Below are 22,458 nucleotides of genomic sequence, written 5' to 3' on the forward strand. Positions count from 1 at the left end.
TGCCCAATTATATAAATAGAGTTTAAATAAATGGTGCAAACAACTTTAATTTTGACAGCAAATCCGAAAGGTACTTCACAACTACGTTTAGATCAGGAAGTGCGAGATATTGAAGAAGGATTACATCGGGCAAAAAACCGCGATCAGTTCGCTATCAAATCTTTGTTTGCAGTGCGACCGAGGGACATCCAACGGGCTATGCTAGATATCAATCCTGCTATTGTTCATTTTTCTGGACATGGAACAGGGGATGAGGGTTTAGTATTTGAAGATGAAACAGGTTCGACAAAGCTAGTCGATGGAGAAGCTCTAGGGGGACTGTTTGAACTGTTTGCAGAGCAAGTACAATGTGTTGTTCTGAATGGCTGTTATTCGGAAGTACAAGCAGAGGCGATCGCGCAACACGTTAATTATGTAATTGGGATGAAAAAGGCGATCGGAGATAAAGCTGCAATTGAATTCGCTGTCGGTTTTTATGATGCTCTAGGAGCAGGAAAACCAGTAGAATTTGCTTATAAATTAGGTTGTGCAGCAATTCGGTTAGCAGGTATTTCAGAGCAACTCACCCCGGTTCTCAAGAAAAAGTCAAATATTGAAAAGACAATTTCTATTGAAGAACCGCTAACAGTCACGAACAAATCAGAACCAGAAGAACTAAACGACTCTGACAGAAAAATACTGACAGACCTCCTGATACGTAGTGGACGTGCAGAATATTCCGCACGCAAAGCACTTTGTATCAGAATTGGAATTGACCCAAATAAACTGGAATTTTTAAGACAATCAACCGATGCTAACTTTGCTTTAGAGCTAATTGACTATTTACATAGTACAGATGATCAGGAAGCTCTTGGGAAAGTCTGTAACGAAATTCAAGTTGTGTTTAAAAGAGGAAAATACGCGGCTGATTTGGAAAATATTCAATCAAAACTCAACGTTCAACTGTAAATAGCATCTAGGAGTAAAAATATGTCAACGCAATTGCTTTTGGACGAAGATGATATAAAAGAATTAACAAAACTAATGCTCGTAATGATCGAGACCCAAGAGTCAAGAAAACAAATATGTAGAGACCTTGGCATCAACCCCCACGAAGTCTCGTTTATCATCGGGACTTCAGATGATACATTTTGTACAGAGTTAATTGACAGTTTAAATCGGTTTGGCTATCAAGAATATATTTGTAAGCTTTGTTGCGATAAATTATTTCCTATCTTGAATAAATCAGTATATAGCCATCGTATATCCACCTTAAAAAAGATTGTAGAAAAACTCAATTGTAATTGTAATCAGGAAACAAAAAATTATCCAATCCCAACTGTCCCTAATCTAGATGAATCAAAACCAGAATCATGGTTTACAAGGATTGGCAAAACTAAAAACTTTATAGCATTTTCGTTAGGCGCTGGTTTTATTAGTATATTGCTTGGGATATTACTTTATCCAAGAAATCATCCAATCATTGCCAATGTCGATCCTCGTTTACCTACACCTCCTGCTATTGATAAGGTCAAAATTAAAAAAGGTGATGTAGTTGAGGTTCGTCCTGACAAAGATTTTAAGTGGGCTTGTGAGCCAGATGCAAAAAATCCGGTAGGACCTGGCGGTGGCCGTGATTTTGACAAGGGATACATGCTACCGAGTGCACCTTTCTGTTCATTGATTGCCAAAGTTGGCACAGGTGCATGGTATTCTCTTGCGGATACAACTACGTTTACTGCTGATAATTCAGGAAGTCTTTATTTGACAGCTAACGATGTTAAACCAAGCAATTGCCCACTGGATGACAAACAGGAATGTTATTCGGATAATCAAGTAATTAAAAATCCAATCGTGACGATTCAGATCCGCAAGTAGGACTCTATTAAGAATAACAATAAACTTCACGAATACTTTTCTCGTAACTCAGAAAAAACTTGAGATGATGGTTCTCCAATGGCTGTTTTGCGATTAATATCCTCCAACCGTTGGGTTAATTCCGTATCCCAAGCCATTTCTAGATTATCATCTATACCCTCATCTAGAGAATGAATTAAAAAGTAGGCAATTTCAGCACGTTCTTTTGCAGAAAGCTGAGAAAGTTCGAGTTTAAGTTTTTCCGCAGTTTCACTCATGTTTTGCAGTCTGGGCAACAATTCTAATTGTAGACTCAAGGAATTGTCATTGCTTTACAGCCCAATGGCGATCGCGCTAAAACCAAATTTGTGTAGAACGTCTGTGAAATCTGCCACATCATAAAAATCTGCGATCGCGCACCCTAATTACTCAACAACGGCGCAACTGTGCCAACATAATTACAACTTCATCTATTGCTTGTCTCACAGTTGATGCTGGTAATGATGTTTGATTGACAATCACACTGAAAACGATAGGTTCATAATTGGGTGGATTCACATACCCAGCAAGGGACACCACACCAGTCATAGTTCCTGTTTTGGCTTGTACAATCCCTTCTGCGGGGGTGTTACGGAAACGAAACTTCAGGGTTCCTGTTTTCCCACCCACTGGTAAGGATGCACGGTAAACAGAATTTCCCGGACTTCTGGCAATTCCTCGTAACGTTTGCACCAAAGCTTCGGGACTAATTAAATTACGACGGGATAAACCGGAACCATCGTTAATAATATAACTAGTAGCATCCACTCCCAATTGAGTTAAGGTGGTTTTGAGTAATTCTAAACCTGCATCGGCAGTGGTTTGTTGGGGTTTGCGTGCTTGTCGAGTTCCTAGAGCGCGTAACAATGATTCTGCGTAAAGATTATTACTATCTAAATTTACCGTAGCAATTAACTCGGAAAGTGGTGGTGATTGTACGGATGCAAGTTGGCTTTCATTTTTACCACCAGTCACCAATGCTGTTTTATCCAATGAGATTTTTTCCCCAGCTAAAGCAGTACGAAAACGCCGCAAAAAATAAAAACCAGGGTCTACTACTGGTAATGCAACGTTCATCGGGTCAGCATTGGCGGCTAAATTGCCTTGAATACGTAAAACTCTCCCAGACAGTTCACGGGTAATATTGATTGTATTGGGCTGGTTATTGGCTACGGTGGTGGATTGATTAATCACCTGCCACAGTCGCGCTTCGTTGGCATCATTCCAGGCGATCGCAACGTTACGCCCTACGGCTTGGGGTGATAATTTGATACCAAAAGTATTCTCATTCACCATGAAACTACTGATAGGCGCGCCGTAATCGGAGTAAATATCTTCCCATTGCCAGGTGGGGTGAACAATATCACCTTGAATCAAGCCCTCGTCGGCGTTTAATGTTTTGATACTCTGAATACCCCTTTGTTTGAGTTGCTTTGCTAAGGCTTGTAACTGGGCATTTGTTAAACTGGGGTCGCCTCCACCCACAACTCGCATATTCTCGGCATTGCCATAGACAGTAGTGCGGAAACGGTAACTAGAACCGAGAGCTTGCAAAGCTGCGGCAGTGGTGAGTACTTTGGTGACGGATGCGGGGGTAAAGAATTTTTTGGAATCACGATTGTAGAGTGTTTGGTTAGATCCTAGGGGCTGTATCAAAATACCCCAACGGGCACGGGTAAACTGAGTGCGATTCACTACAGCGTCTATGGCACTAGTTAGTTGGGCAGGGCAGAAGGATGTTGTGTTAGCTGGGGCAACTGGTGTGGTTGGGCTTGGGGGTGTTTCTGTGGGAACTACAACCTGTGCTTGGGCGATTTCTGAGGTTAAACCCAGGGGTGTACTGATAAATAATAGTAAAAGGCTGGTAGTAATTTTTCTGAATCTCATCTTGCAAACTATTGCCAGAGTAGGGTGAGTTATATTTTCTAAGGAAAGCATTGCTAAATCTAATACTTCAGGGGGGTGCTGCAAAAAAAATGCTCACGCCATTATAAAATCAAATGACGATTAATCTGATGTAGATGTGGGGTATAGGGTGTGAATAGATTCTTGTCTAGTATTGCTTTCTTATTTTCAACTGTGGCATTGTTGGCAAGTGGCTACGCTGCTTATGAGGTGTTTATGTTACGGCAAGCCATGACAACCCTCCAGTTAGAAAGGAATGCAGCTCCTACTAGTAGTAATCCAACACCGACAACGACAACGACAGCGATCGCCACTAATTCACCAACAGAAACTGCTGCGACTCCCACTCCTGACGCATCTCCCACAACTAATACTGGTATCCAACCAGGGGAATTTGTGCAACCCGCATTTGGTGGCAAAGCACAAGTGGAATTACTTTCTGTGAAGCGCATCAAGGATCCGAAAACAGGCAACCGGGATGTGGTAAATGTGCAAATGCGGATTCGCCGTGTGGCTAAGGATGACGTGGAAACTGGTGGGATATACACCTATGATACGAAAGCTCGTAATCCTGATACCAGCGAAACCTATGAACGGGTAGATACCAGTCGCGCAACGGGACAAGTTGATGTCTCTAATCTCCGTCCCCAAGCTTCTGCTGATGGTTATGTCTGGTTAAGAATCCCTGAGGAAGTCAAGACTATTGATATTTTTGTCCCCCAAACCGCAGCATTTAAGAATGTATCCATTTCTAGTTAGTGGTGTCCCATTAATTTTAAAGTTTGTAGTCAGGGCTTTAACCCTTAATTTGAGGGATAAATTACTCACTACGAACCCTTCAGAGGGATGAACCATTAGTCTGTTCCCAGTGATTTTGATGGATTCCTCCCTCCCCAAATTTTTCACAGAGCAGGGAATCTAACTAGGACTCCACAATTTGGGATAATTTATTTCTGGGTCTTCCCTGAAATACAGATAAAAGAAAAATTAACATCCTATGCTGATTCGCCATGCCGTAGAACAAGACTTACCTAGGATTGTGGCAATCTATAACGCGGCAATTCCCCATCGCATGGCAACTGCTGACTTAGAACCTGTAACAGTAGAAAGTCGTCGTCACTGGTTTAGTGGGCGATCGCCTTCCCATCGTCCCCTTTGGGTGATAGAAATTGATCACACCATTGCCGGATGGTTGAGCTTTCAATCATTTTATGGCAGACCTGCCTACCATGGGACTGCGGAAATTAGTGTGTATATTGCCCCTGAATACCACCGTCAAGGTTTAGGCAAAAAACTTTTACAAACAGCAATTTATCACAGCCCCAATTTAGGTATCAAAAATATTATCAGCTTCATCTTTGCTCACAACACACCTAGCTTAAAACTCTTTTCTTCCTTTTCTTTTCAGCAGTGGGGATACTTGCCAGGAGTCGCAGAATTGGACGGAATTAACCGTGATTTAGTCATCATGGGATTGGCAGTCATCGCAAATCGGGAATAGTTACAAGTCGAAATAACCTACTTGCCAAGAAATTAGGGGGTAGACCCCCTGATACGCAATTGCCAAAACCAATTATCATGCTAGGGAGAACGAAAATATATATGCTTTTATATACCTGAAGTTAAGAGCATATAGTATTTTTACGTAGAAAACAGAAAATTTTCATCCCACCACATAGGAGATGAAAATATGAAACAAATATATTTTCGTTTTTATATTAATGTTTGTCTAATTTCGGTATTGCCAATCCCCTAATTTCCCATCTAGAAATCAGGATGAAGTCACAGGGAATCATTGCCGAATTGCTTTCAGTTAAATGCGTAACAATAGTTAACTGCATAGCAATTAAGCTATGTTTAAAATACCAGAAGGTATATCATCAATATACTTATTTATGTCTCCAGAAATCCAAGATTCTCTCAACCAATATTTAGAAAAACTTTGCTTAAGTCGCCAATATCAGGACAGACAGCAGGAGATACTATGTCTAAATCAGCTTGCCGGTATCCATGAAAAGTTATTTGATTTTTCCCAAGCCTTGGCATACTATCAGCAATTGCTTGATTTGGCACAGCAAATATCTGATAAGGGGTGGCAAGAAATTGCCCTTTATCATCTGGGAAATTGTTATCGCGAATTTAGCCAATTTCATGAATCAATTGATTATTTTCAACGCTTAGTGACAACTACCCAGGAGACGGGAAATCGAGTCTTACAAATTGCCGGAATTTGGGGATTAGGAACGAATTATCAAAATCTGGGTGAATATTATCAAGCAATTGAATGCTTCCAAAATCAGCTCGCCATTAGTTGTGAAATCAACGAGCGGAGCTGGCAGAAAAGTGCTTTAGGTTCCCTAGGAAATGTCTATCAGTTTTTAGGAGACTATCAGCAAGCTTTAGGATATGAGCAAAAAGCTTTAGAAATTGCTCAAGAAATGATGGATATGAAATCTGAGGGCGATTCTCTCGCAAACCTCGGTAGTATTTATTTGCAATTAGAACAGTGGATGGTGGCAGAGGAATTATGTCATCAATCCTTAGCGATCGCCCAAAAAATCGGCAGCAAAAACCTGCTCATGGTGAGTTTAAGCTGTTTAGGTAGGGCATATAAAGGGCTGAAACAGTATCAGCAAGCTAAGGAGTATTTAACATCCGCTCTGGGAATTTCCCATGAAATTGGTGAAAAGCGGGTTCGCAGTGCGATTCTGCAAGAATTAAGTGATATTTGTAGCTTGACGCACCAGCTCCAACAAGCAATCAAATATAATACTGAGTCTTTGCATATCTGTAGACAAATCGGTAATCGTTTTGGAGAAGCTGCGGCTTTATCCAGAATTGCTGGTACATATCAGCACATCGGTAATATCAACAAAGCTTTGCAATATTACCAACAAGCTTTAGCCATTTCCCAAGAAATTGACGCAAGACAAAGCCAACAGCAGCTACTGTTTAATATTGGTGGCTTATTTTATCGCGATCGCCAATATGTCCCAGCCCTAGAATGCTTTAAATCAGCCCTATTACTCGTCAAACATGTGCCCAATGCTCCCGAAGAAGCCAAAATTACCCTGGCTCTAGCAGCAACCCTACATAAATTAAACAAACAAACAGAAGCGATTTTTCACTACCGTCAGGCATATAAAATCTATAAACGCCTCGGCAATGATACCCAAGCAGAGGAAATGTTAAATACCATGCATCAATTAATGAAGGAAGGAGTTTGACAGGGAATAGGGTACAGGGTTGACAAGGAGATATAGAGAAATATTTTTTCCTGCCTCCGGCTCTCAACTTTCATTTTTCCTTAAGATGTAGATGCGATAGCATTACGTTGGGTGTTTGGAGAATGGATATGCAAGGGAATTCTCAAATTAAACTTTTTTCGGCTTGTGCAGTGTTCACATGGTTAGCCATGAGCTTACCCCACGCTGCCAAGGCTCAAATCACGAGCAGCTACAGCAACGATTATCGCGCCTGTGTGGGACAACTCAAAAGCATCAAGGCTCCTCTTGAGTCAGCGGCTGAAGCTTGTGCCACGGCATTACGCCCTCGTGAATTATCTGGCTGTGTGGTGAAAATTGTCAAGAATCGGTATAAAGACGTACCTTACGAAAATGCATTACCCGCTTGTGAGAATGCACGTCGCCCTGGAGAACTCTCCAAGTGTGTGGTTGGTATTTTCAAGTATGGTAAGGAAGTCGATGACCGTAGTGTCTTAAATCACTGTGGAAGCAGTTTGTTACCAGTGGATTTTGCTCACTGTGTAGTAGGGTTGCGAGTAGAAACAGATATTGATGCTTTAAAAGCTATGGATATTTGTATTGACGGCAACGATAAAATCGCTGGTTCTTCAACACCGGGTTCTTTCCAACCAACTTTTGAAACAAATCCGGCTCAACCTGAACCACAACCGGAAGCACAACCAGAAGCACAACCGCAACCTGAACCACAACCGGAAGCACAACCGGATATCAAACCACAAAAGTATTAGGTAAATAGGGGTAAAGGGGAAGGGTGAAACAAGTCAGAGGGGACATAGATATTTTTTATCTCCTCTGTCAACTGTTAACTTTTCCCTGTCACCCATTACCTCAACTATCAATCCTCTTTTTTCCCAAAAACCATCTGTAAAATCATCGGAATACCACCATCTTGGTGATATTTATCAGCCCAAGCGCGAATCACTTCATCTAGTTCTTCTAAAGCTGGGGAGATGTTATCTGGTGGGATATCTAATTCTTCTAAAACTCGCATTGTGTTTGCCAATCGCTCAGCCCAGTCACGCATCATACGGAAATACCGAGCGGTATCTTCCACCATAATGTATTGACGTTCTTGATCATCGGCGGGAGCATAAAACGGACGAGTTAGGGCATAGAAAGGCATTCCCCAGGGTGAATCAATCCGGGTGACAGTCCCAGAATACAGCAAACGCCGCTTAATGTGCTCTGCAAGAGCTTCGCTGAGGGGCATTTGATGCTCTTGGGGTAAGTCTTCTTGAGAACGCTTATGTAAAAACTCGATTAATTCCAGAAATTCAAAGGAGGTGATTAATTGAGCATCAGGCAGATTGGGTGGAAGTTTTTGCTCGATTTGCCGTTTTTCTTCGCTTGTCAAGCTAGTTCCAGGGATGCGCGATCGCCCTGGTCGCCAAGGGTACTTTTCCATCCAAACATAGGGAAACTGAATCAGATAACGGGGTTCTTGGGAACCTAGCATCTTCAGCAATTTACCCTCAGTCAAAGCCTGCCTGACTTCCTCAACAATGATTTTGACACGCTTCGGCTCTAGGTGATGCAAATGCCCTGTCATTCGCAAGTTTTGCCCTTGCTCCAAATAGGTCATATAAATAGCACACTTTGCCGCCGTTGCCGCCGCATCTAAGAAAGCCCCATGCCGATGCCCACTGGTTCGCATGGCACTAAAAGCTAAATAAAGCATGATCTGATCCATCGCACTGGGACCGAGACGCTTGATCAGATCGATGTCGTTACTCATATTACAGACAGTTAAATAGCACGTTTACACAGTAATGAGCCAAAGGAAAATTAAGTGAAAGTAAGTAGTATACACCCGACTAGGGCGTGATGTCTTCACTTGAGATTATCTATTATGCGTTAAGTATGGGTAGAGTTGGTAGTCATATTTGTGAAATTATCCGTATTTTCTGCTAGAAAATTATAAACTTTGAATGAGTCAAAATCATTATCTAATCAGCATTTGCTGTAGATTCTATCTCAAATAGGGGGTGAAAGCACCTGTATACAAGTCAATTGCGTGCAAACTAATTGCTACCTGATACAGAAACCCAGTCACCACCAGCCTAGCCCAGGGATATACAGCAAAAAAAGAGTATTTTTTTTTACTAAATACTGAGGAGACATTCTCAGGTGTGTGGCTTTTTGGTGGTTATTTTATTTTTGTCCATCGTAGCAATTAGTGCATCACCCATATGTTTAAATAAATACAAATTTTGCCAATTGGGTAGCAAAGATACAATTATTTGCAATTGGCAGTAGGGACAAGAGGAATCATTTTATTCTTGAACCCATACAGAGACGGAACCACCAGCACAATGGAACTCGCCCCATCCCGCTTCATTGGTATAAATTGGTTGGGAAATATTATCTGTAATATCTACAAACTTGGTATTAGGTTTACCAACTTCCATCCATTTAAAACCTGGCGCACCGTCACTCATAATCACTGCCATTGCTTTCGGGTGCTGTTCGTCACCGAGTCGTGTCCAGCCGATGGTATTGTAGTGGTCGAAGTAATCATATTGTGCGCCATAGGCGTAATTATGGCGTGCATAGAGTAATTTATCTATGACATTACGATGAGCAGGGAGGAAAATTCGATAGCGGTTTCCATCTCGTCCCCAATCTTCGTATTCTGCACCGTAGTAATCAGCGTAGAACACACAAGGATATCCCTCACGACGGAGCAAAATGATTGCATATGCCAGGGGTTTAAACCAGGGTTCAACTACCGATTCTAAGGCTTGCAGGGGTTGGGAATCGTGGTTTTCCACAAAGGTGACGGCATGGGTCGGTCGTTGCTGCATCAAGGTACTATCTAAGATGCGGCGCATATCGTAGTTACCACCGGCACGGCTAGCATAATGGAAGTTGTAATGCAGAGGTACGTCAAAAGCTGACATTTTGCCCCCCACAGTGTCGAGATACCAATGGATATCATTGATTTTAGGAACCCAGTATTCCCCGACAGCGAATAACTCTTTACCTGCGTATTGCTCTAGTTCATCTAACCACTGAGGGAAAAACCAGGCAGAAATGTGCTTGATGGCATCAATACGGAAACCATCGATACCAGTTGTATCGAGATACCATTTACCCCAACGGATAATTTCTTCCCGTACCCAGGGATTTTGAAAATCGATGTCACAACCCATGAGGTAAGCAAAGTTACCCTTCTCTAGGGCAACATAATCATCAAATTGTTTACCTTCAAGGAGATAAATAGTACCGCGATCGCCACTGTTATATTCGTTATAATCGACAGCATCGAAATGATGCCAATGCCATTCAAACTGGGAATATTTGCCCTGTCGTCCGGGAAAATGAAAATGGGTATAGGTTTTAATTTCCTGTAATCCGCCTTTGGAATTTAAGCGATTATCTTGAGAATAGGGGGTTGCTTTGCAGGTTTCTGGAGAGTCTGCACCCATTTTGTGATTGAGAACCGTATCCCCATAAACTTGAATCTTCGCTGCTTGTAATCCTTTTATGGCATCTAAATACTGTTCACGGGTTCCATACTTGGTACGAATTGAATCTTTTTGTGAAAATTCACCTAAATCAAATAAATCATATACCCCATAACCGACATCACTTTTACCCGCCATGCCTTTGTATGCTGGTGGTAGCCAAATTGCAGTAATTCCAGCTTTGGCTAATTCTCCCGCTCTACTTTTGACTTCTTGCCACAACGTACCATTGTCGGGATTATACCAATGGAAGTATTGCATGATTACGCCATTTACATCTGCCATGATTCACCTCTGATGATGGGGATTGTCTGAGGATGATGCTATCTCAGAGTTCTGATATCGGGGATCTGAGTACTAGCTCTATCGCCACTTTGGTGGAGCATAGCTCTATCACCATCCTGACAAAATCAATATTGTATAACTTAGTCCAAGCTGTTGTGCCCATGATACATCCTTGCCTGCTCTGAGTTATCAAGAAGACAAGAGACAAGATTTTTTAATGTATCCCATAACACATATACTTGCTGACTTGCTGTTATATTTTCCCAACCATCAGTGATAACATTTTTTTGGAGATAAGCTACTAGTACAGGGCGGCTGAAATGAACCACCCATTCCAAATGTCTGAAACACTTGCAGCAAAGTAATACCAATTTGAAACAACATACGACACATGGACAAAACCCCTCCCCGAAATCGGGGAGAGTGCCCGATAGGGCGGGTGGGGTATTTTTTGAATCGGTATAATTACGAATTGCGAATTACGAATTCCGCGTATCGGTACTAGTGTACGGCTGCTAAAGCATCAACCCCATCACTTACTAGATTGCCATCTTCCATATAAATAATTCTATCGGCAATATCTAAAATCCGATTATCGTGGGTGACTAAGAGGATTGTACAGCCTTGTTCTTTAGCTAATTTCTGCATTAATTCCACCACATCTCGCCCAGATTTTTTATCTAAAGCAGCAGTTGGTTCATCAGCTAAGACTATTTTGGGTTGATTGACTAATGCTCTAGCGATCGCCACCCGTTGTTTTTGCCCTCCAGATAAATTATCAGGATAGTAATTTGCGCGATCGCCAAGTCCAACTAACTCTAACATTGCCTGGGAACGTTGCATCATCTCCTTGACAGGAATTCCCCGATGGACTTCTAACCCCATGCGTACATTTTGAATTGCCGTTAGACTACCGTGTAAATTATGTGCTTGGAAAATATATCCATGGCTTTTACGTGCTGCGGTTAATTGTTTGGCACTAGCTCCACACAGTTCTTCACCTAATATTTGTAAGCTACCAGATTGGGCAGAACGTAAACCTCCGACTAAGGTGAGTAAGGTTGTTTTACCTGAGCCAGAGGGACCTGTCATAATAATAATCTCCCCGGCTTGGATGTTGAGATTAATATCAAATAAAACTTGTTTGCGTAATTGCCCACTACCAAAAAAATGATTGAGGTTGGTGACGGAGATAACTGTTGAATTGGGATTATACATCATTTTCTCCTACACAAATTATCGATGATTAATAAAAGATATATATTTTATTTTCAAGTTTAGACATAGCATTTAAAACATATCTGCGGGGTCGGCAGATTGGACTTTTCTCGTAGCCACAGCCCCAGAAATAATACACATAATAAATGTTAAAATTAAAACTTGAATTGCCCTAGCTACAGTCATAAATAGGGGTAAGTTAGTCGCATTCCGTGTCAATGCATATAAACCTGTAGATACAGCAGCACCAGGAATGAAGCCTAAAATCGCTAAAATTAAAGCCTCTTCAAAAACTACACCTAATAAATAGGCATTGTTATATCCTATGGCTTTAAAAGTAGCATATTCCTTCATATGGGCATTAACATCTGTAGAAAGGACTTGATATACAATAATTATTCCGACTAGAAACCCCATGGTGACACCTAGGGTAAAAATAAAACCAATAGCTGTATTTTTTTGCCAATAATCTTTTTCAAAGGCGATAAATTCTGCCTTGGTAAGAACTTTAATATCATCCTGAGGCAAGTATTGTTTTAAACTTGCTGCTACCTTTTCCGGTTCGTAACCTGGTTGGAGTTGAATTAACCCAATACTGACACTTCCCGCATCTCGTTTGCCAAAGAGTCTGAGAAAATTCTGATCACTTGTGAATAGGCTACCATCTGCGGCAAAAGATGCACCGACTTTGAACATACCTGCAATGGTAATGGTGCGTCGCTCAATTTCCGTCTTCACAGACTTTCCTATTTGCAGTTGGGCGATCGCCTGTTTATAATCTCCCCGTGATGCTCCATCAAACAGGTAGGTGTCGGGCAATTTCATCACGTTTAGCTGACGGTTGACTTCCGGAATGTTAAAAGCTGATTTGTCAGGATTAAATCCCACAACTAACATTCCTGTTTCTTTGCGAGTTTCAGGATTTTTCCAAGTAATATTATTGACATACATTGCTTCTGCGGATTTGACTCCCTCCACATCCATCGCTTGAAATAAACGTCTGCGAGTGAAGGTAGACATATCTGATAGGTTGCGAGCTTGTTTGCCAACAATCACCACATCTGCCTGTAAATCCTCGTGGAGACGAGTTGCACTTTTATACAATGCATCCTGAAAACCCAACTGCATAAACATCAGCACATCAGCAAAGGCAACTCCTGATAATGCCACTAAAAAACGACTTCTTTCTTTACTTAACTGCAACCATCCGAGGGGAGTACGTCGCTGAATTTGATTAATTAAGCCAATCATAGTTATTCCTCAATTAGGGAGCGCAAGTAGGGGTAAGAAGCAGAAGTCTTACTCATTACTCATTACCCATTACTCACTGCTCAATTACTGCCTTAATTTGCAGATTAGTGAATTTGGCAGCTTTCTCTGTGGATGCTGCATCTAATTTGATGTGTACTTCAATAATTCGAGAGTCAATATTATCGCTGGGATCGGCGTTAATAATATTTTGACGCTTCACTTGCCAGCCAATTCTATCTACCTTACCTTGCAATTCTCCAGGGATGGAATCACTCGTCAAGCGTACTATTTGCCCCGGTTTGACTTTGCTGATATCGCTTTGATAGACTTCGGCAACGGCATACATCTGATTTGTACCGCCCATGTCTACAATACCGTTACTGGAAACTATTTCTCCCGGACGGGTATGAATTTCAAATATGACTCCTTCCTGGGGCGATCGCACATAAGCTTGGGCTAGGTTTGCTTCTGCACGTTTCACGGAGGCGATCGCCTTGTCTAATTCCGCTTGAGCAGCTGTAATGTCTGTGGGGCGAATTTCTGCAATTTTATTCAGAGTCGCCTGAGCAGATGATACTTGCTCTGTACCAGTTGTCTCAATTCTTGTCAGTACTGCCCTGGCTTCGTTAATTTGCTTGCCACCAGTGGCTGTCACCCGTGCTAAATTAGTTTGCGCTTCGCTGATTTGTTTTTTCCCTGTGGTATCAATTCGTTGCAGTACTACCTGCCCTTCCTGAAGTTGTTGTGTCAGGGTATCCACATTCAAGCGCTTGGTATCGTACTGCGACTGGGAAATTGCCCCTTCTTTGTATAATTTCTCGTATCTCTGATACTCTGCTTGGGCATTATTGACTTCTGCTTGCAACTTTCTAATGGTGGCTTTCTGAGCCGCAGTATCGCCCTCCCACTGTGCCTGTAACCTTGCCAGGGTAGCCCTTTGGGCTGATTTATCTCCTTCCCATTGTGCCTCTAGTCTTGCTAAAGTTTCTCTTTGGGCTTGAGCATCACCTAAGGATTGGGCTTTGCTACGGGAGATTTCCGCTTTCTGGGCTTGAATTTCTCCTAGCTTTGCCCCTGCTTTCACCTGAGCTAAATTTGCTTGGGCAACTTTTACCTGTTCTTTCGCTTCTTGTAGGGCAGCTTGTAGGCGATCGCGGCTATCTAAAATTGCCACAACTTGCCCAACTTTTACCCTATCCCCTTCTTTAACTAATAATTTTTCTACCCGATTGCCTTCAGTACTACTAGGTGCAGATAGCTTAATGACTTTCTCTTTCGGCTCTAATCTTCCTAGAGCTGTAACTGTTTTTACCTCTTGCTCTACCAAAGGAACTTCAGCCTTCTGTTTCTGCGCACTGCGAGAGCCTAGAAAAGTATAAGCACTAATAGAACTGGTAATTAATGCTGCTGTAATCGCTAGTGCTACGGGTGAGCGGAAAATTGACTGGAACGAACCACCCTCAAACTTTAAGTTTTGTGTCATACAATTCCCCTCGGAAAAAGAGAACTTTTAGCTACCGGTCGCAGATAGCTAAAAATCCCCGGCATCTGCTGAAGCATGAAACTAAACAGTTTAGTTCTGCTAGAATTAATCTAAACTAAACCGACTAGTTTAGTCAAGGGGAATTACCCAAGACCTTGAGATGATTAGAATTCAAGAGCAGGAAAGCTTGATTCATAGCCTGTTTCCAATCCTTATCCTTGCTCTGAGATAACCACTCCATGTAAAAATGTAGAACTTGATATAGGGGAAGGTGACAGTAAAATCCCTAGGAGAAGGCAAAAAATGAATTGTGAGTGAAGAGAATTAAATTTATTCAACTATTTGGCATGATTTAGGGATAATAAGCATATGAATATGACACGCAGTAAAATAACAGATATAGAACGCACTAATTCCGCAGACAAGGTAGACCAAATACTTCAAGGGGCAATGCAGGAGTTTTTGGTACATGGCTATGCTGGTACAAGCATGGATAAGGTTGCATCTGCCGCAGGAGTATCGAAAGCTACTGTTTATAGCTATTTTCAAGATAAGAAAAGTTTATTTGAAAGTTTAATTCAGCAAATCGCCGAACAAAAATGTCAAGCTGTGTTTGGCAGTTTACCGTCGGAGGGTGATCCCTATATGTTGCTGAGGCAACTGATGGTGAATGGTTTAGACAGAATGATGCAGGATGACGAACATCGTGCGTTTATGCGGGTGTTAATTGGTGAGTCGGGACGTTTTCCAGAATTGGCTCAAGCATGGGTACAGTATGTGATGAAACCTTCCTTACCCATTCTCTGTAAATTCCTAGAGCATCCAGATTTAAAAATATCCGATCCAGAAGCAACCGCTCAGGTGATAGTGGGTAGTTTAGTACATTTCATGATGACCCAGGAAATGCTCCACGGCAAAGATATTTTCCCCATGGATGGCGATCGCATTATCAATGCTTTGTTTGATTTGATTTGTAAAAACCGTGAAGAATCAGCCTGAAATATGGTTGAGAGAAATGAAGGAGGGGGAGTTTTCCCACCTCTTTCATGTTTTCAGTAGCTCAGGATTGAGAAAACAGTTTTGTATACTGTTGCCTCTATTGGGAAAAGGCAGTTCTGCAATTACAGCAACTCATCTGTTGTTCAATCCTGTAATTTATTTTCCCCTATATGGTGTTGCAGGCAATGGGTAATCTGGATGCTAATTGTTGCGGCGACGTAATACATCAAGTAGGGTGGTAAAACTGGGGGGAGGGGTGGCGATCGCTTGAATTAATTCTCCAGAAATGGGATGCTGAAGTTGTAGCTTCCAAGCGTGCAGTGCTTGCCCTGGGAGGTTAACGCCCACGGAACGACCGGAACCATAAAGCTGATCGCCCACAATTGGATGCCCCAGTTGGGAACTATGAACACGAATTTGATGGGTGCGTCCAGTTTCTAGTCGAAACAAAACTAATGTATAATTTCCCATACGCTCTTCAACCTGCCAGTGAGTAATGGCAGACCTTCCGCCCTTTTCAACGGGCACTATAGCCATTTTTTTCCTATCTATCGGATGACGACCAATCGGTAAATCTATTGAGCCACTTGTATCCTTAGGAACTCCGTAAATTACCCCCAGATATTCTCGACGGGCAGTTTTTGCCTTGAGTTGTGCTTGTAGATGTTGGTGAGCTAGTTCGGTTTTGGCGATCGCGATCGCCCCTGTAGTGTCTTTATCCAAACGGTGAACAATACCTGGACGTTGTACCCCTCCAATCCCCGGTAAGTTCGGACAATGGGCTAGGAGTGCATTCACTAGAGTACCATCTGCATGACCAGGAGCGGGATGGACAACTAACCCCGCAGGTTTATTGAGAATCAGTAATTGCTCATCTTCATAGAGAATATCCAGGGGAATGTCTTCTGCGAGCAATTCTAGGGGTTCGGGTGTGGGGATAGAAAGAGACAGGCGATCGCCCAAATTTACCAACATTTTTTTAGAAGTGCAAATCTCCCCATTCAATTGCACATTCCCCTGCTCAATCAGTTGCTGGATACGGGAACGAGATAAGTCTGATAACTCCTGGGTAAGATATTTATCTAAACGTTCCCCCTGAGTTGCGACTTCTAAATAAAATTCATTCATTCAATTTGCAATTTGAGATTTTACTTTACCTTGGCACTTTGGCAGATTTTTTTTAAGTTTTTTTGACATGATTTACTGATACGGACAGCTTTTCTTGCCTAGTCTGAGTATCTGTCTTCACAAAAATCGACCAGATATTTAACCACCATGATGATATTTATTGGTCTTGAACAATCTGCAAGCATTTTTTTACAAATACACCCCCATGTATTGATTGATATCTTGCAAAAGAGAAACCATATCATCATACATTTAGTTGCAGAAATCATGTTTATATCTAATTCATATTTCTCTTAATTAATTAAAACTGTTTTCATATATCTTTGATTTTTTCTGACAGAATTGTTGTAATCTAAATATTAGCAAGTCTTGTACTCATCATCTACCATCATTCCCTTGATGTTTATCTTTGTCATTCTATATCCTTGAATCTTGCCATCACTCAACAGAAATACCCAAATTTGAGGATAGGGAATATTGCCTAATTTATCATTAGTGGTCACTGTCGATATCACTATGATGACTTACATAGGCAAGATGTTGTGTAAAGTATCACCATATCTACCCTCAATCCGGTAAGGCATAAATTGACCAGGAATTTAAGTTAGACTGAGGGGATAGGATTAAAGCTGAGCGAAGTCGAAGCTTTAACAGGATTGGAGGAATGTAGTGAACAACACTTTTTATTCTCCTGCTCATATTCAGAAGAGATTATTTGCTTATGGGTATAGCAATTAATTTGCTGTCAACTCAGTGATAACAAGCAACTTACTTGCATTCATTGTATAGATTAATTCCATTCTTGCACCCTAGACATGAAGATACTTCCTATTAATAGATATCGGTTTTATCAGGCACTGCAACCACTAACTCTATTGAAAAAAGTATCTAGCAAGTCTACCAGTGGTTGTCTGCAAGTCTTTACAGCATCAGCCTCTTGGTCAATATACATCCAAGATGGAAGATTAATTTATGCTAGTCATATCGACAAGATGTTTGAAATATTGTATCGAAACTTACATGATTTGAGTGAGAAAGTTCCGACTCTTCCCACAGGAATCAGGGAACAATTACGAGCAATATTTGAAACAGGGATAGATCACCAAGCCATACCGAATCCAGATTACCTGGCTATTTGTTGGTTAGTCAATCAGAAGTTATTGACTGTTAACCAAGCAGGAATCTTGATTGAGCAGTTAGCGGTGGAAACCCTAGAATCTTTTTTAAGAGTTCGTGAAGGTAGTTATGAGTTCACGACGGAGAGTTTTTTGGATGAAATGCCCAAATTTTGTTATTTGGATGTGCGATTGCTTGTAGAGCAAAGTTTGCAAAGAATGGCACGTCAACGACAGAAGACAGCAAATAATAACTCTCACCAGCAGAGTAACCCTTCTGCTCCCCTTAGGGCTAAATTTCCCCAAATTTCCTATCCATCAGCACAATCTCCTCCAGAAACAGCAGTTAAAGACAAGACAGCAAAGATAAGAGCAGACATCAAAAAAGTTAGGAAAACTGAGGAAACAGCACAGTACACAATTATCTGTATTGATGATAATCCCACGGTGATTAAAGCGATTACATATTTTTTAGATGATCAATTATTTTCCGTGGTAGGAATTAGCGATCCACTCAAAGCATTAATGCAGATGATTCGCTTAAAACCTGATATTATCCTGCTGGATATTGAAATGCCTAATTTAGACGGTTATGAGTTATGTTCCCTGTTGCGTAAGCACAATCATTTCAAAGGAACTCCAATTATTATGGTGACAGGGAGAACTGGTTTTATTGATAGAGCTAGAGCCAAAATTGTCCGTGCTTCCGGTTATTTAAGTAAGCCATTTACCCAGGCAGAGTTAATAAAAGTTATCTTTCAAAATCTGCAATCATGAAGAGCGAAATGAGTCAGGAGTAATGAGTAAGGAGTCAGGAGTAATTAGTCAGGAGTCAGGAGATTAATTTATCAGTCTAATTTTCTAGTTTACTGTAGTGCGGGCATCACTTCACTTCCTTCGAGGGCGTGCTTTCCTACTTCTTAAAATCAGCTTACCCGCTTCTTAAATTAGGGAGCGAGACGCTCCTAGTACATATTTTTACTCGTCACAAATTATGCAATAAATTATTAGGATAACTATATGATTATTCATACATCTAAAGATACCTTATTGACTTCAGAGATTCGTGATTTAAATACAGGATATCTAAAAGTTAAATTAAGTCCTCAGTTTATGGGAGCTTTCCCCGTCGAACAGGTTCAAGAAGTAATAGTAGTGGGATTAGAATCGCTAACAATTATCCCCAATATGCCTAGTTGTGTTCTGGGTTTGATGAATTGGCACAGTCGGATTATCTGGTTAGTTGATTTGCCAAAAATGTTGGGTTTAGAACTTTATCATGGCAAGCAGAAAATGTATAACGTGGTGGTGATTAATTGTGAACAAGGTGTATTTGGTTTAGTTGTACCAGAGTTAAAAGGAACAACAAGACTATTCACAGAAAATTTAGATAGTCATCATGGGAAAGTTGATAGCCATCTTTCTCCCTATATTCGAGGATATTGCCAACAAGCAGAAGAAAATTTTCTGATTTTTGATGTCGCAGCGATGATGCAGTCACCTATTTTACATCAAAGATAGTTTTGATTTTGAAATATTTTTTGTAGCCTAGGCAACTATTAAAGAATATGGAAAATGTTTAAATTTGTTTTTTGCAGTGCGAGCTTATAGTTCATTTTCTGCGGATTCGGGAGCAAGATATTACCAATATAAATCTGATTTGTGCAACAGACTAATGCTCTTAACCATTATCATTGCTGTATCATTTTTGCAAATTAAATAAATCTAATTCTATGCAATCAAAGATAATTAGTGAATTATTCTGGAAATAACTTCACTTTTGCTAATTTCCGCCCATCCATCTAGAGAATAGCTTGATGATTACCAGAATCGAAGTAGAGAATAGAAACGGAAATTTTCAACCGACTCCTAAGGTAAATTCCCACGAGACTGAAACAGTAATTCAGAGGAGTAATTATGCTGATTATTCCCCTGTGAATTATCTGTTAACTTGGGTAAAGCAAGCGAGTTTACGCACCAAGGCGATCGCCGTTGCTGTTGCCATCTCAACCTTACCTGTATTAGGGGTAGGAGGATTTACCTACTATCTGGTAAATAAGTCAATTTCCCAGGAAATTAGCCAAATCAAGACAGAGAAGACTTCCCAAGGTTTGCCAAATAACCACAGTCGGATGGTTGCCACCCAGCAGGAATTACTTCTCACCCTGACTATGGGAACCTTAATGACTGCTTTGTTAGTGGGAGCGATCGCGGCAATTTTAGCTAATCGTTTGACTTTACCGATTCAAGCAGCCACCTTAGCAGTCAAAAAACTCGCCAAGGGTAATTTAGATGCGCGGATTTTAGTACAGGGAGAAGACGAGGTTGCCACCTTAGGAGCTAGTATCAACCGGATGGCAGACCAAATACAAGATTTATTACGCAAACAAAAAGCTGAAGCGGAAAGACTCAAAAGCTTTACAAATATTCTCATCGCCATTCGCCAGTCTGCCAATACCGCAGATTTATTTGATACTGCCGTGGCAGAGGTAAGACAAGCATTAGGGGCGCACCGAGTAATTATATATCATTTTAATAACCACGGTCGGGGGCAAGTAGTTGCCGAATCCGCAGCTCCTGGTTTACCAGTCACCTGGGGAGAGACAATTGAAGACTCTGCCATTGCCAGGGAATTAATCGAAGCATACACAATTAATGGGGCGATCGCTGTCAGCAATTTACAAGAGGCAAACTTTGCTCCTGAACATTTAAAATTCATGGAGCGACTCCAAGTTAAAGCCAGTTTAGTTGTTCCTATCCTCAAAGACAATCAAATCTTTGGCTTTTTAATGGCACACTATTGTTGGGCACCCCATGTCTGGCAACCTTTTGAAATTAACTTTTTACGGCAATTAGCTGTGCAAATTGGTTTAGCTTTAGAGCGAGTCAACCTCCTAGAAGTTACCCAAGCACTTAAAGACTTTGCTATCCATCTTTCCGGCACATTCAGCGCCCAAGGTATTTATAATTTAGCGGTACAGAATATTCGTCAAGCTTTGAAGGTAGAGCGAGTCGAGATTTATCAATTTGATGAGCAATGGCAAGCTAGTATTTTGGCAGAATCCTTGGAAAAGGGAATTCCACCGAGCCACAATACCCTAGATTATGGGAGTTTTGCCCAGGAGTTAGAAAAATATCGCCAAGGAGGTGTGTTAGCAAACCAAAATATCTATCAAGCATCTTGGCAATCCTCCGGGGTAAAAGCCAATTTAGCCGCACCTATTTTACTAGGCGATCGCCTCCTAGGATTACTGGTAGCTCAACAATGTACCCGTACCCGCGTTTGGCAAGAATCAGAAATTGCCCTGTTTGAACAGTTCGCCCGGATGGTAGGATTAGCCTTAGAGCGGGCAAGTCTCCTCGAAAAAAATGCCAAAGCTCTCTCCATCGCAGAATTAGCTTCCCAACAACAACACCAGCAAACTCAACAACTGCAACAACAAATCCAGCACCTCACCCACTATATATCTAAAGCCCAACGGGGTGATTTAACAGTGCAAGTGCAACCTCAAGAGGGAGAAATTGCAGTCGTGGCAGATTTCTGTAACACCATCATCGAAAATTTACGAGAAATCGTTTCCTTGGTAAAAGTTGCAGCAACACAATTAAATACCGCGATCGCCGATAATTCTGGCTCCATTGGGCAATTAGCCATTGATGGTTTCAAACAAACCCAGGAAATTACCCGCACCCTCGACACCATCGAGCAAATGCGCTTAGCCATGAAAACCGTCGCCAAAAGTGCTAGATTAGCCGCAGCGATCGCCCGCAGTACCACCCCCACTGGAGAAATGGGGCATACAGCCATTGATTTAAGCGTCGAAAATATCTATAATTTGCGGGAAAATATGGCTGACACCGCCAAGAAAGCTAAACACCTCGGCGAATCCTGTCAACAAATTTCCCGTGTCACCTCCCTTATCCACCAACTATCCCTGCAAACCAACCTCCTCGCAATTAATGCCGGCATTGAAGCCAGTCGTAGTAGCGATAATCACCAAGGCTTTATTCTAGTGTCCGAAGAAGTTGCCACCCTCGCCGCCAAGAGTGCTGCCGCAACGGTCGAGATAGACGGGATTGTAGCCAATATTCAACAGGAAGCTCAAGCAGTAGTTCAGTCCTTAGAATTAAGCAATAGTCAGGTAATGGAAGTTACACGACTTGTAGAAGATAGCAAACATAGCTTGACGCAAATTCTCGATGTATGTCAACAAATTGATGAGTTAGTGCAGTCAATTTCCCTGGCTACGGTTTCCCAGGTACAAACCTCTAAGGAAATAACTAACCTGATGAAAGATATGGCAAAGGTATCAGAAATGACGGGAACCTCCGCTCGCAAAGTCTCTGCATCCTTACATAAAACTTTGGAAGTCTACCATTTATTACAAAGTAGTGTCGGTAATTACAAGATTAGTTAATTCGACTGGAGATTAAAATAATCTCTTACTAGCAAGCTTTGCCCGAAA

Annotated in this window: 19 protein-coding genes; 10 read left to right on the plus strand and 9 right to left on the minus strand. The window is 41.4% G+C overall.

Features of this window, described 5'->3' with window-relative positions; genetic code table 11:
• Nucleotides 1-30 precede the first annotated feature (30 nt).
• Both IJ00_RS25700 and IJ00_RS25705 read left to right on the plus strand, forming a co-directional pair.
• Nucleotides 31-948 carry a CHAT domain-containing protein gene (locus tag IJ00_RS25700; RefSeq protein WP_035158127.1) on the plus strand — a complete coding sequence of 306 codons (918 nt, stop codon included), beginning with the start codon at nt 31-33 and terminating at the stop codon, nt 946-948.
• Between the two features lie 21 nt (nt 949-969).
• Nucleotides 970-1,857: a hypothetical protein gene (locus IJ00_RS25705; RefSeq protein ID WP_035158128.1), complete on the plus strand. Its 888-nt coding sequence runs from the start codon at nt 970-972 to the stop codon at nt 1,855-1,857.
• A 26-nt stretch (nt 1,858-1,883) separates the two neighbouring features.
• Here the strand turns inward: IJ00_RS25705 and IJ00_RS25710 are convergent, their stop codons facing one another.
• Complete coding sequence (locus IJ00_RS25710) at nt 1,884-2,153, minus strand: addiction module protein (RefSeq protein ID WP_238178396.1); 270 nt, start codon at nt 2,151-2,153, stop codon at nt 1,884-1,886.
• Between the two features lie 112 nt (nt 2,154-2,265).
• Entirely contained in the window at nt 2,266-3,762 is a 1,497-nt protein-coding gene (gene dacB / locus IJ00_RS25715; RefSeq protein ID WP_035158130.1) for a D-alanyl-D-alanine carboxypeptidase/D-alanyl-D-alanine-endopeptidase, read from the minus strand.
• A gap of 192 nt (nt 3,763-3,954) precedes the next feature.
• Here dacB and IJ00_RS25720 point away from each other — a divergent pair, with 192 nt between their 5' ends.
• The 4 genes from IJ00_RS25720 (at nt 3,955) to IJ00_RS29300 (ending at nt 7,774) form a co-directional block, all read left to right on the plus strand.
• Nucleotides 3,955-4,539 (plus strand): hypothetical protein, encoded by a 585-nt coding sequence (locus tag IJ00_RS25720; protein ID WP_238178397.1) that lies wholly within the window; start codon nt 3,955-3,957, stop codon nt 4,537-4,539.
• A 238-nt stretch (nt 4,540-4,777) separates the two neighbouring features.
• Nucleotides 4,778-5,281: a GNAT family N-acetyltransferase gene (locus tag IJ00_RS25725; RefSeq protein ID WP_035158132.1), complete on the plus strand. Its 504-nt coding sequence runs from the start codon at nt 4,778-4,780 to the stop codon at nt 5,279-5,281.
• Nucleotides 5,282-5,675: 394 nt separating this feature from the next.
• A complete protein-coding gene (locus IJ00_RS25730) occupies nt 5,676-7,007 on the plus strand; it encodes a tetratricopeptide repeat protein (protein ID WP_035158133.1) in 1,332 nt (443 codons plus the stop codon).
• Between the two features lie 128 nt (nt 7,008-7,135).
• Nucleotides 7,136-7,774 carry a hypothetical protein gene (locus IJ00_RS29300; RefSeq protein WP_052754538.1) on the plus strand — a complete coding sequence of 213 codons (639 nt, stop codon included), beginning with the start codon at nt 7,136-7,138 and terminating at the stop codon, nt 7,772-7,774.
• A 107-nt stretch (nt 7,775-7,881) separates the two neighbouring features.
• Here IJ00_RS29300 and hetR read toward each other — a convergent pair whose 3' ends face one another.
• The 5 genes from hetR to IJ00_RS25760 all read right to left on the minus strand — a co-directional run bounded on the left by hetR (nt 7,882) and on the right by IJ00_RS25760 (nt 14,750).
• Entirely contained in the window at nt 7,882-8,781 is a 900-nt protein-coding gene (hetR, locus tag IJ00_RS25740; protein WP_035158134.1) for a heterocyst differentiation master regulator HetR, read from the minus strand.
• 538 nt (nt 8,782-9,319) lie between these two features.
• Nucleotides 9,320-10,798, minus strand: coding sequence for an alpha-amylase (locus IJ00_RS25745; RefSeq protein ID WP_035158135.1), 1,479 nt, complete (start codon nt 10,796-10,798; stop codon nt 9,320-9,322).
• A gap of 501 nt (nt 10,799-11,299) precedes the next feature.
• Nucleotides 11,300-12,016, minus strand: a complete 717-nt coding sequence (locus IJ00_RS25750) for a DevA family ABC transporter ATP-binding protein (RefSeq protein WP_035158136.1) — start codon at nt 12,014-12,016, stop codon at nt 11,300-11,302.
• Nucleotides 12,017-12,088: 72 nt separating this feature from the next.
• Entirely contained in the window at nt 12,089-13,267 is a 1,179-nt protein-coding gene (gene devC, locus IJ00_RS25755) for an ABC transporter permease DevC (protein WP_035158137.1), read from the minus strand.
• Between the two features lie 73 nt (nt 13,268-13,340).
• Nucleotides 13,341-14,750 carry an ABC exporter membrane fusion protein gene (locus tag IJ00_RS25760; protein WP_035158138.1) on the minus strand — a complete coding sequence of 470 codons (1,410 nt, stop codon included), beginning with the start codon at nt 14,748-14,750 and terminating at the stop codon, nt 13,341-13,343.
• Between the two features lie 375 nt (nt 14,751-15,125).
• Between IJ00_RS25760 and IJ00_RS25765 the strand changes: the two genes are divergently transcribed.
• Nucleotides 15,126-15,749 carry a TetR/AcrR family transcriptional regulator gene (locus IJ00_RS25765; RefSeq protein ID WP_035159651.1) on the plus strand — a complete coding sequence of 208 codons (624 nt, stop codon included), beginning with the start codon at nt 15,126-15,128 and terminating at the stop codon, nt 15,747-15,749.
• A gap of 201 nt (nt 15,750-15,950) precedes the next feature.
• On the opposite strand, the gene IJ00_RS25770 is transcribed toward IJ00_RS25765, so the two are convergent.
• Together IJ00_RS25770 and IJ00_RS29305 are read right to left on the minus strand one after the other, a co-directional pair.
• Nucleotides 15,951-16,877 (minus strand): RluA family pseudouridine synthase, encoded by a 927-nt coding sequence (locus IJ00_RS25770; RefSeq protein WP_035158139.1) that lies wholly within the window; start codon nt 16,875-16,877, stop codon nt 15,951-15,953.
• A gap of 359 nt (nt 16,878-17,236) precedes the next feature.
• Nucleotides 17,237-17,380: a hypothetical protein gene (locus IJ00_RS29305; RefSeq protein WP_168163529.1), complete on the minus strand. Its 144-nt coding sequence runs from the start codon at nt 17,378-17,380 to the stop codon at nt 17,237-17,239.
• 312 nt (nt 17,381-17,692) lie between these two features.
• Here IJ00_RS29305 and IJ00_RS25775 point away from each other — a divergent pair, with 312 nt between their 5' ends.
• The 3 genes from IJ00_RS25775 to IJ00_RS25785 all read left to right on the plus strand — a co-directional run bounded on the left by IJ00_RS25775 (nt 17,693) and on the right by IJ00_RS25785 (nt 22,410).
• Nucleotides 17,693-18,769, plus strand: coding sequence for a response regulator (locus IJ00_RS25775; RefSeq protein WP_035158140.1), 1,077 nt, complete (start codon nt 17,693-17,695; stop codon nt 18,767-18,769).
• A gap of 243 nt (nt 18,770-19,012) precedes the next feature.
• Entirely contained in the window at nt 19,013-19,513 is a 501-nt protein-coding gene (locus IJ00_RS25780; protein WP_052754539.1) for a chemotaxis protein CheW, read from the plus strand.
• Between the two features lie 296 nt (nt 19,514-19,809).
• Nucleotides 19,810-22,410, plus strand: a complete 2,601-nt coding sequence (locus IJ00_RS25785; RefSeq protein WP_035158141.1) for a GAF domain-containing protein — start codon at nt 19,810-19,812, stop codon at nt 22,408-22,410.
• Nucleotides 22,411-22,458: the final 48 nt, after the last annotated feature.

The organism is Calothrix sp. 336/3 (assembly GCF_000734895.2).
GTDB lineage: Bacteria > Cyanobacteriota > Cyanobacteriia > Cyanobacteriales > Nostocaceae > 336-3.

Coding starts and splice junctions, on each gene's coding strand:
- IJ00_RS25725 (WP_035158132.1), top strand. CDS start 4,778: ATGCTGATTCGCCATGCCGTAGAACAAGACTTACCTAGGATTGTGGCA.
- IJ00_RS25760 (WP_035158138.1), bottom strand. CDS start 14,750: ATGACACAAAACTTAAAGTTTGAGGGTGGTTCGTTCCAGTCAATTTTC.
- dacB (WP_035158130.1), bottom strand. CDS start 3,762: ATGAGATTCAGAAAAATTACTACCAGCCTTTTACTATTATTTATCAGT.
- IJ00_RS25750 (WP_035158136.1), bottom strand. CDS start 12,016: ATGTATAATCCCAATTCAACAGTTATCTCCGTCACCAACCTCAATCAT.
- IJ00_RS25705 (WP_035158128.1), top strand. CDS start 970: ATGTCAACGCAATTGCTTTTGGACGAAGATGATATAAAAGAATTAACA.
- IJ00_RS25770 (WP_035158139.1), bottom strand. CDS start 16,877: ATGAATGAATTTTATTTAGAAGTCGCAACTCAGGGGGAACGTTTAGAT.
- IJ00_RS25775 (WP_035158140.1), top strand. CDS start 17,693: ATGAAGATACTTCCTATTAATAGATATCGGTTTTATCAGGCACTGCAA.
- devC (WP_035158137.1), bottom strand. CDS start 13,267: ATGATTGGCTTAATTAATCAAATTCAGCGACGTACTCCCCTCGGATGG.
- IJ00_RS25730 (WP_035158133.1), top strand. CDS start 5,676: ATGTCTCCAGAAATCCAAGATTCTCTCAACCAATATTTAGAAAAACTT.
- IJ00_RS25745 (WP_035158135.1), bottom strand. CDS start 10,798: ATGGCAGATGTAAATGGCGTAATCATGCAATACTTCCATTGGTATAAT.
- IJ00_RS25785 (WP_035158141.1), top strand. CDS start 19,810: ATGATTACCAGAATCGAAGTAGAGAATAGAAACGGAAATTTTCAACCG.
- IJ00_RS25780 (WP_052754539.1), top strand. CDS start 19,013: ATGATTATTCATACATCTAAAGATACCTTATTGACTTCAGAGATTCGT.
- IJ00_RS25765 (WP_035159651.1), top strand. CDS start 15,126: ATGACACGCAGTAAAATAACAGATATAGAACGCACTAATTCCGCAGAC.
- IJ00_RS29300 (WP_052754538.1), top strand. CDS start 7,136: ATGCAAGGGAATTCTCAAATTAAACTTTTTTCGGCTTGTGCAGTGTTC.
- IJ00_RS25700 (WP_035158127.1), top strand. CDS start 31: ATGGTGCAAACAACTTTAATTTTGACAGCAAATCCGAAAGGTACTTCA.
- hetR (WP_035158134.1), bottom strand. CDS start 8,781: ATGAGTAACGACATCGATCTGATCAAGCGTCTCGGTCCCAGTGCGATG.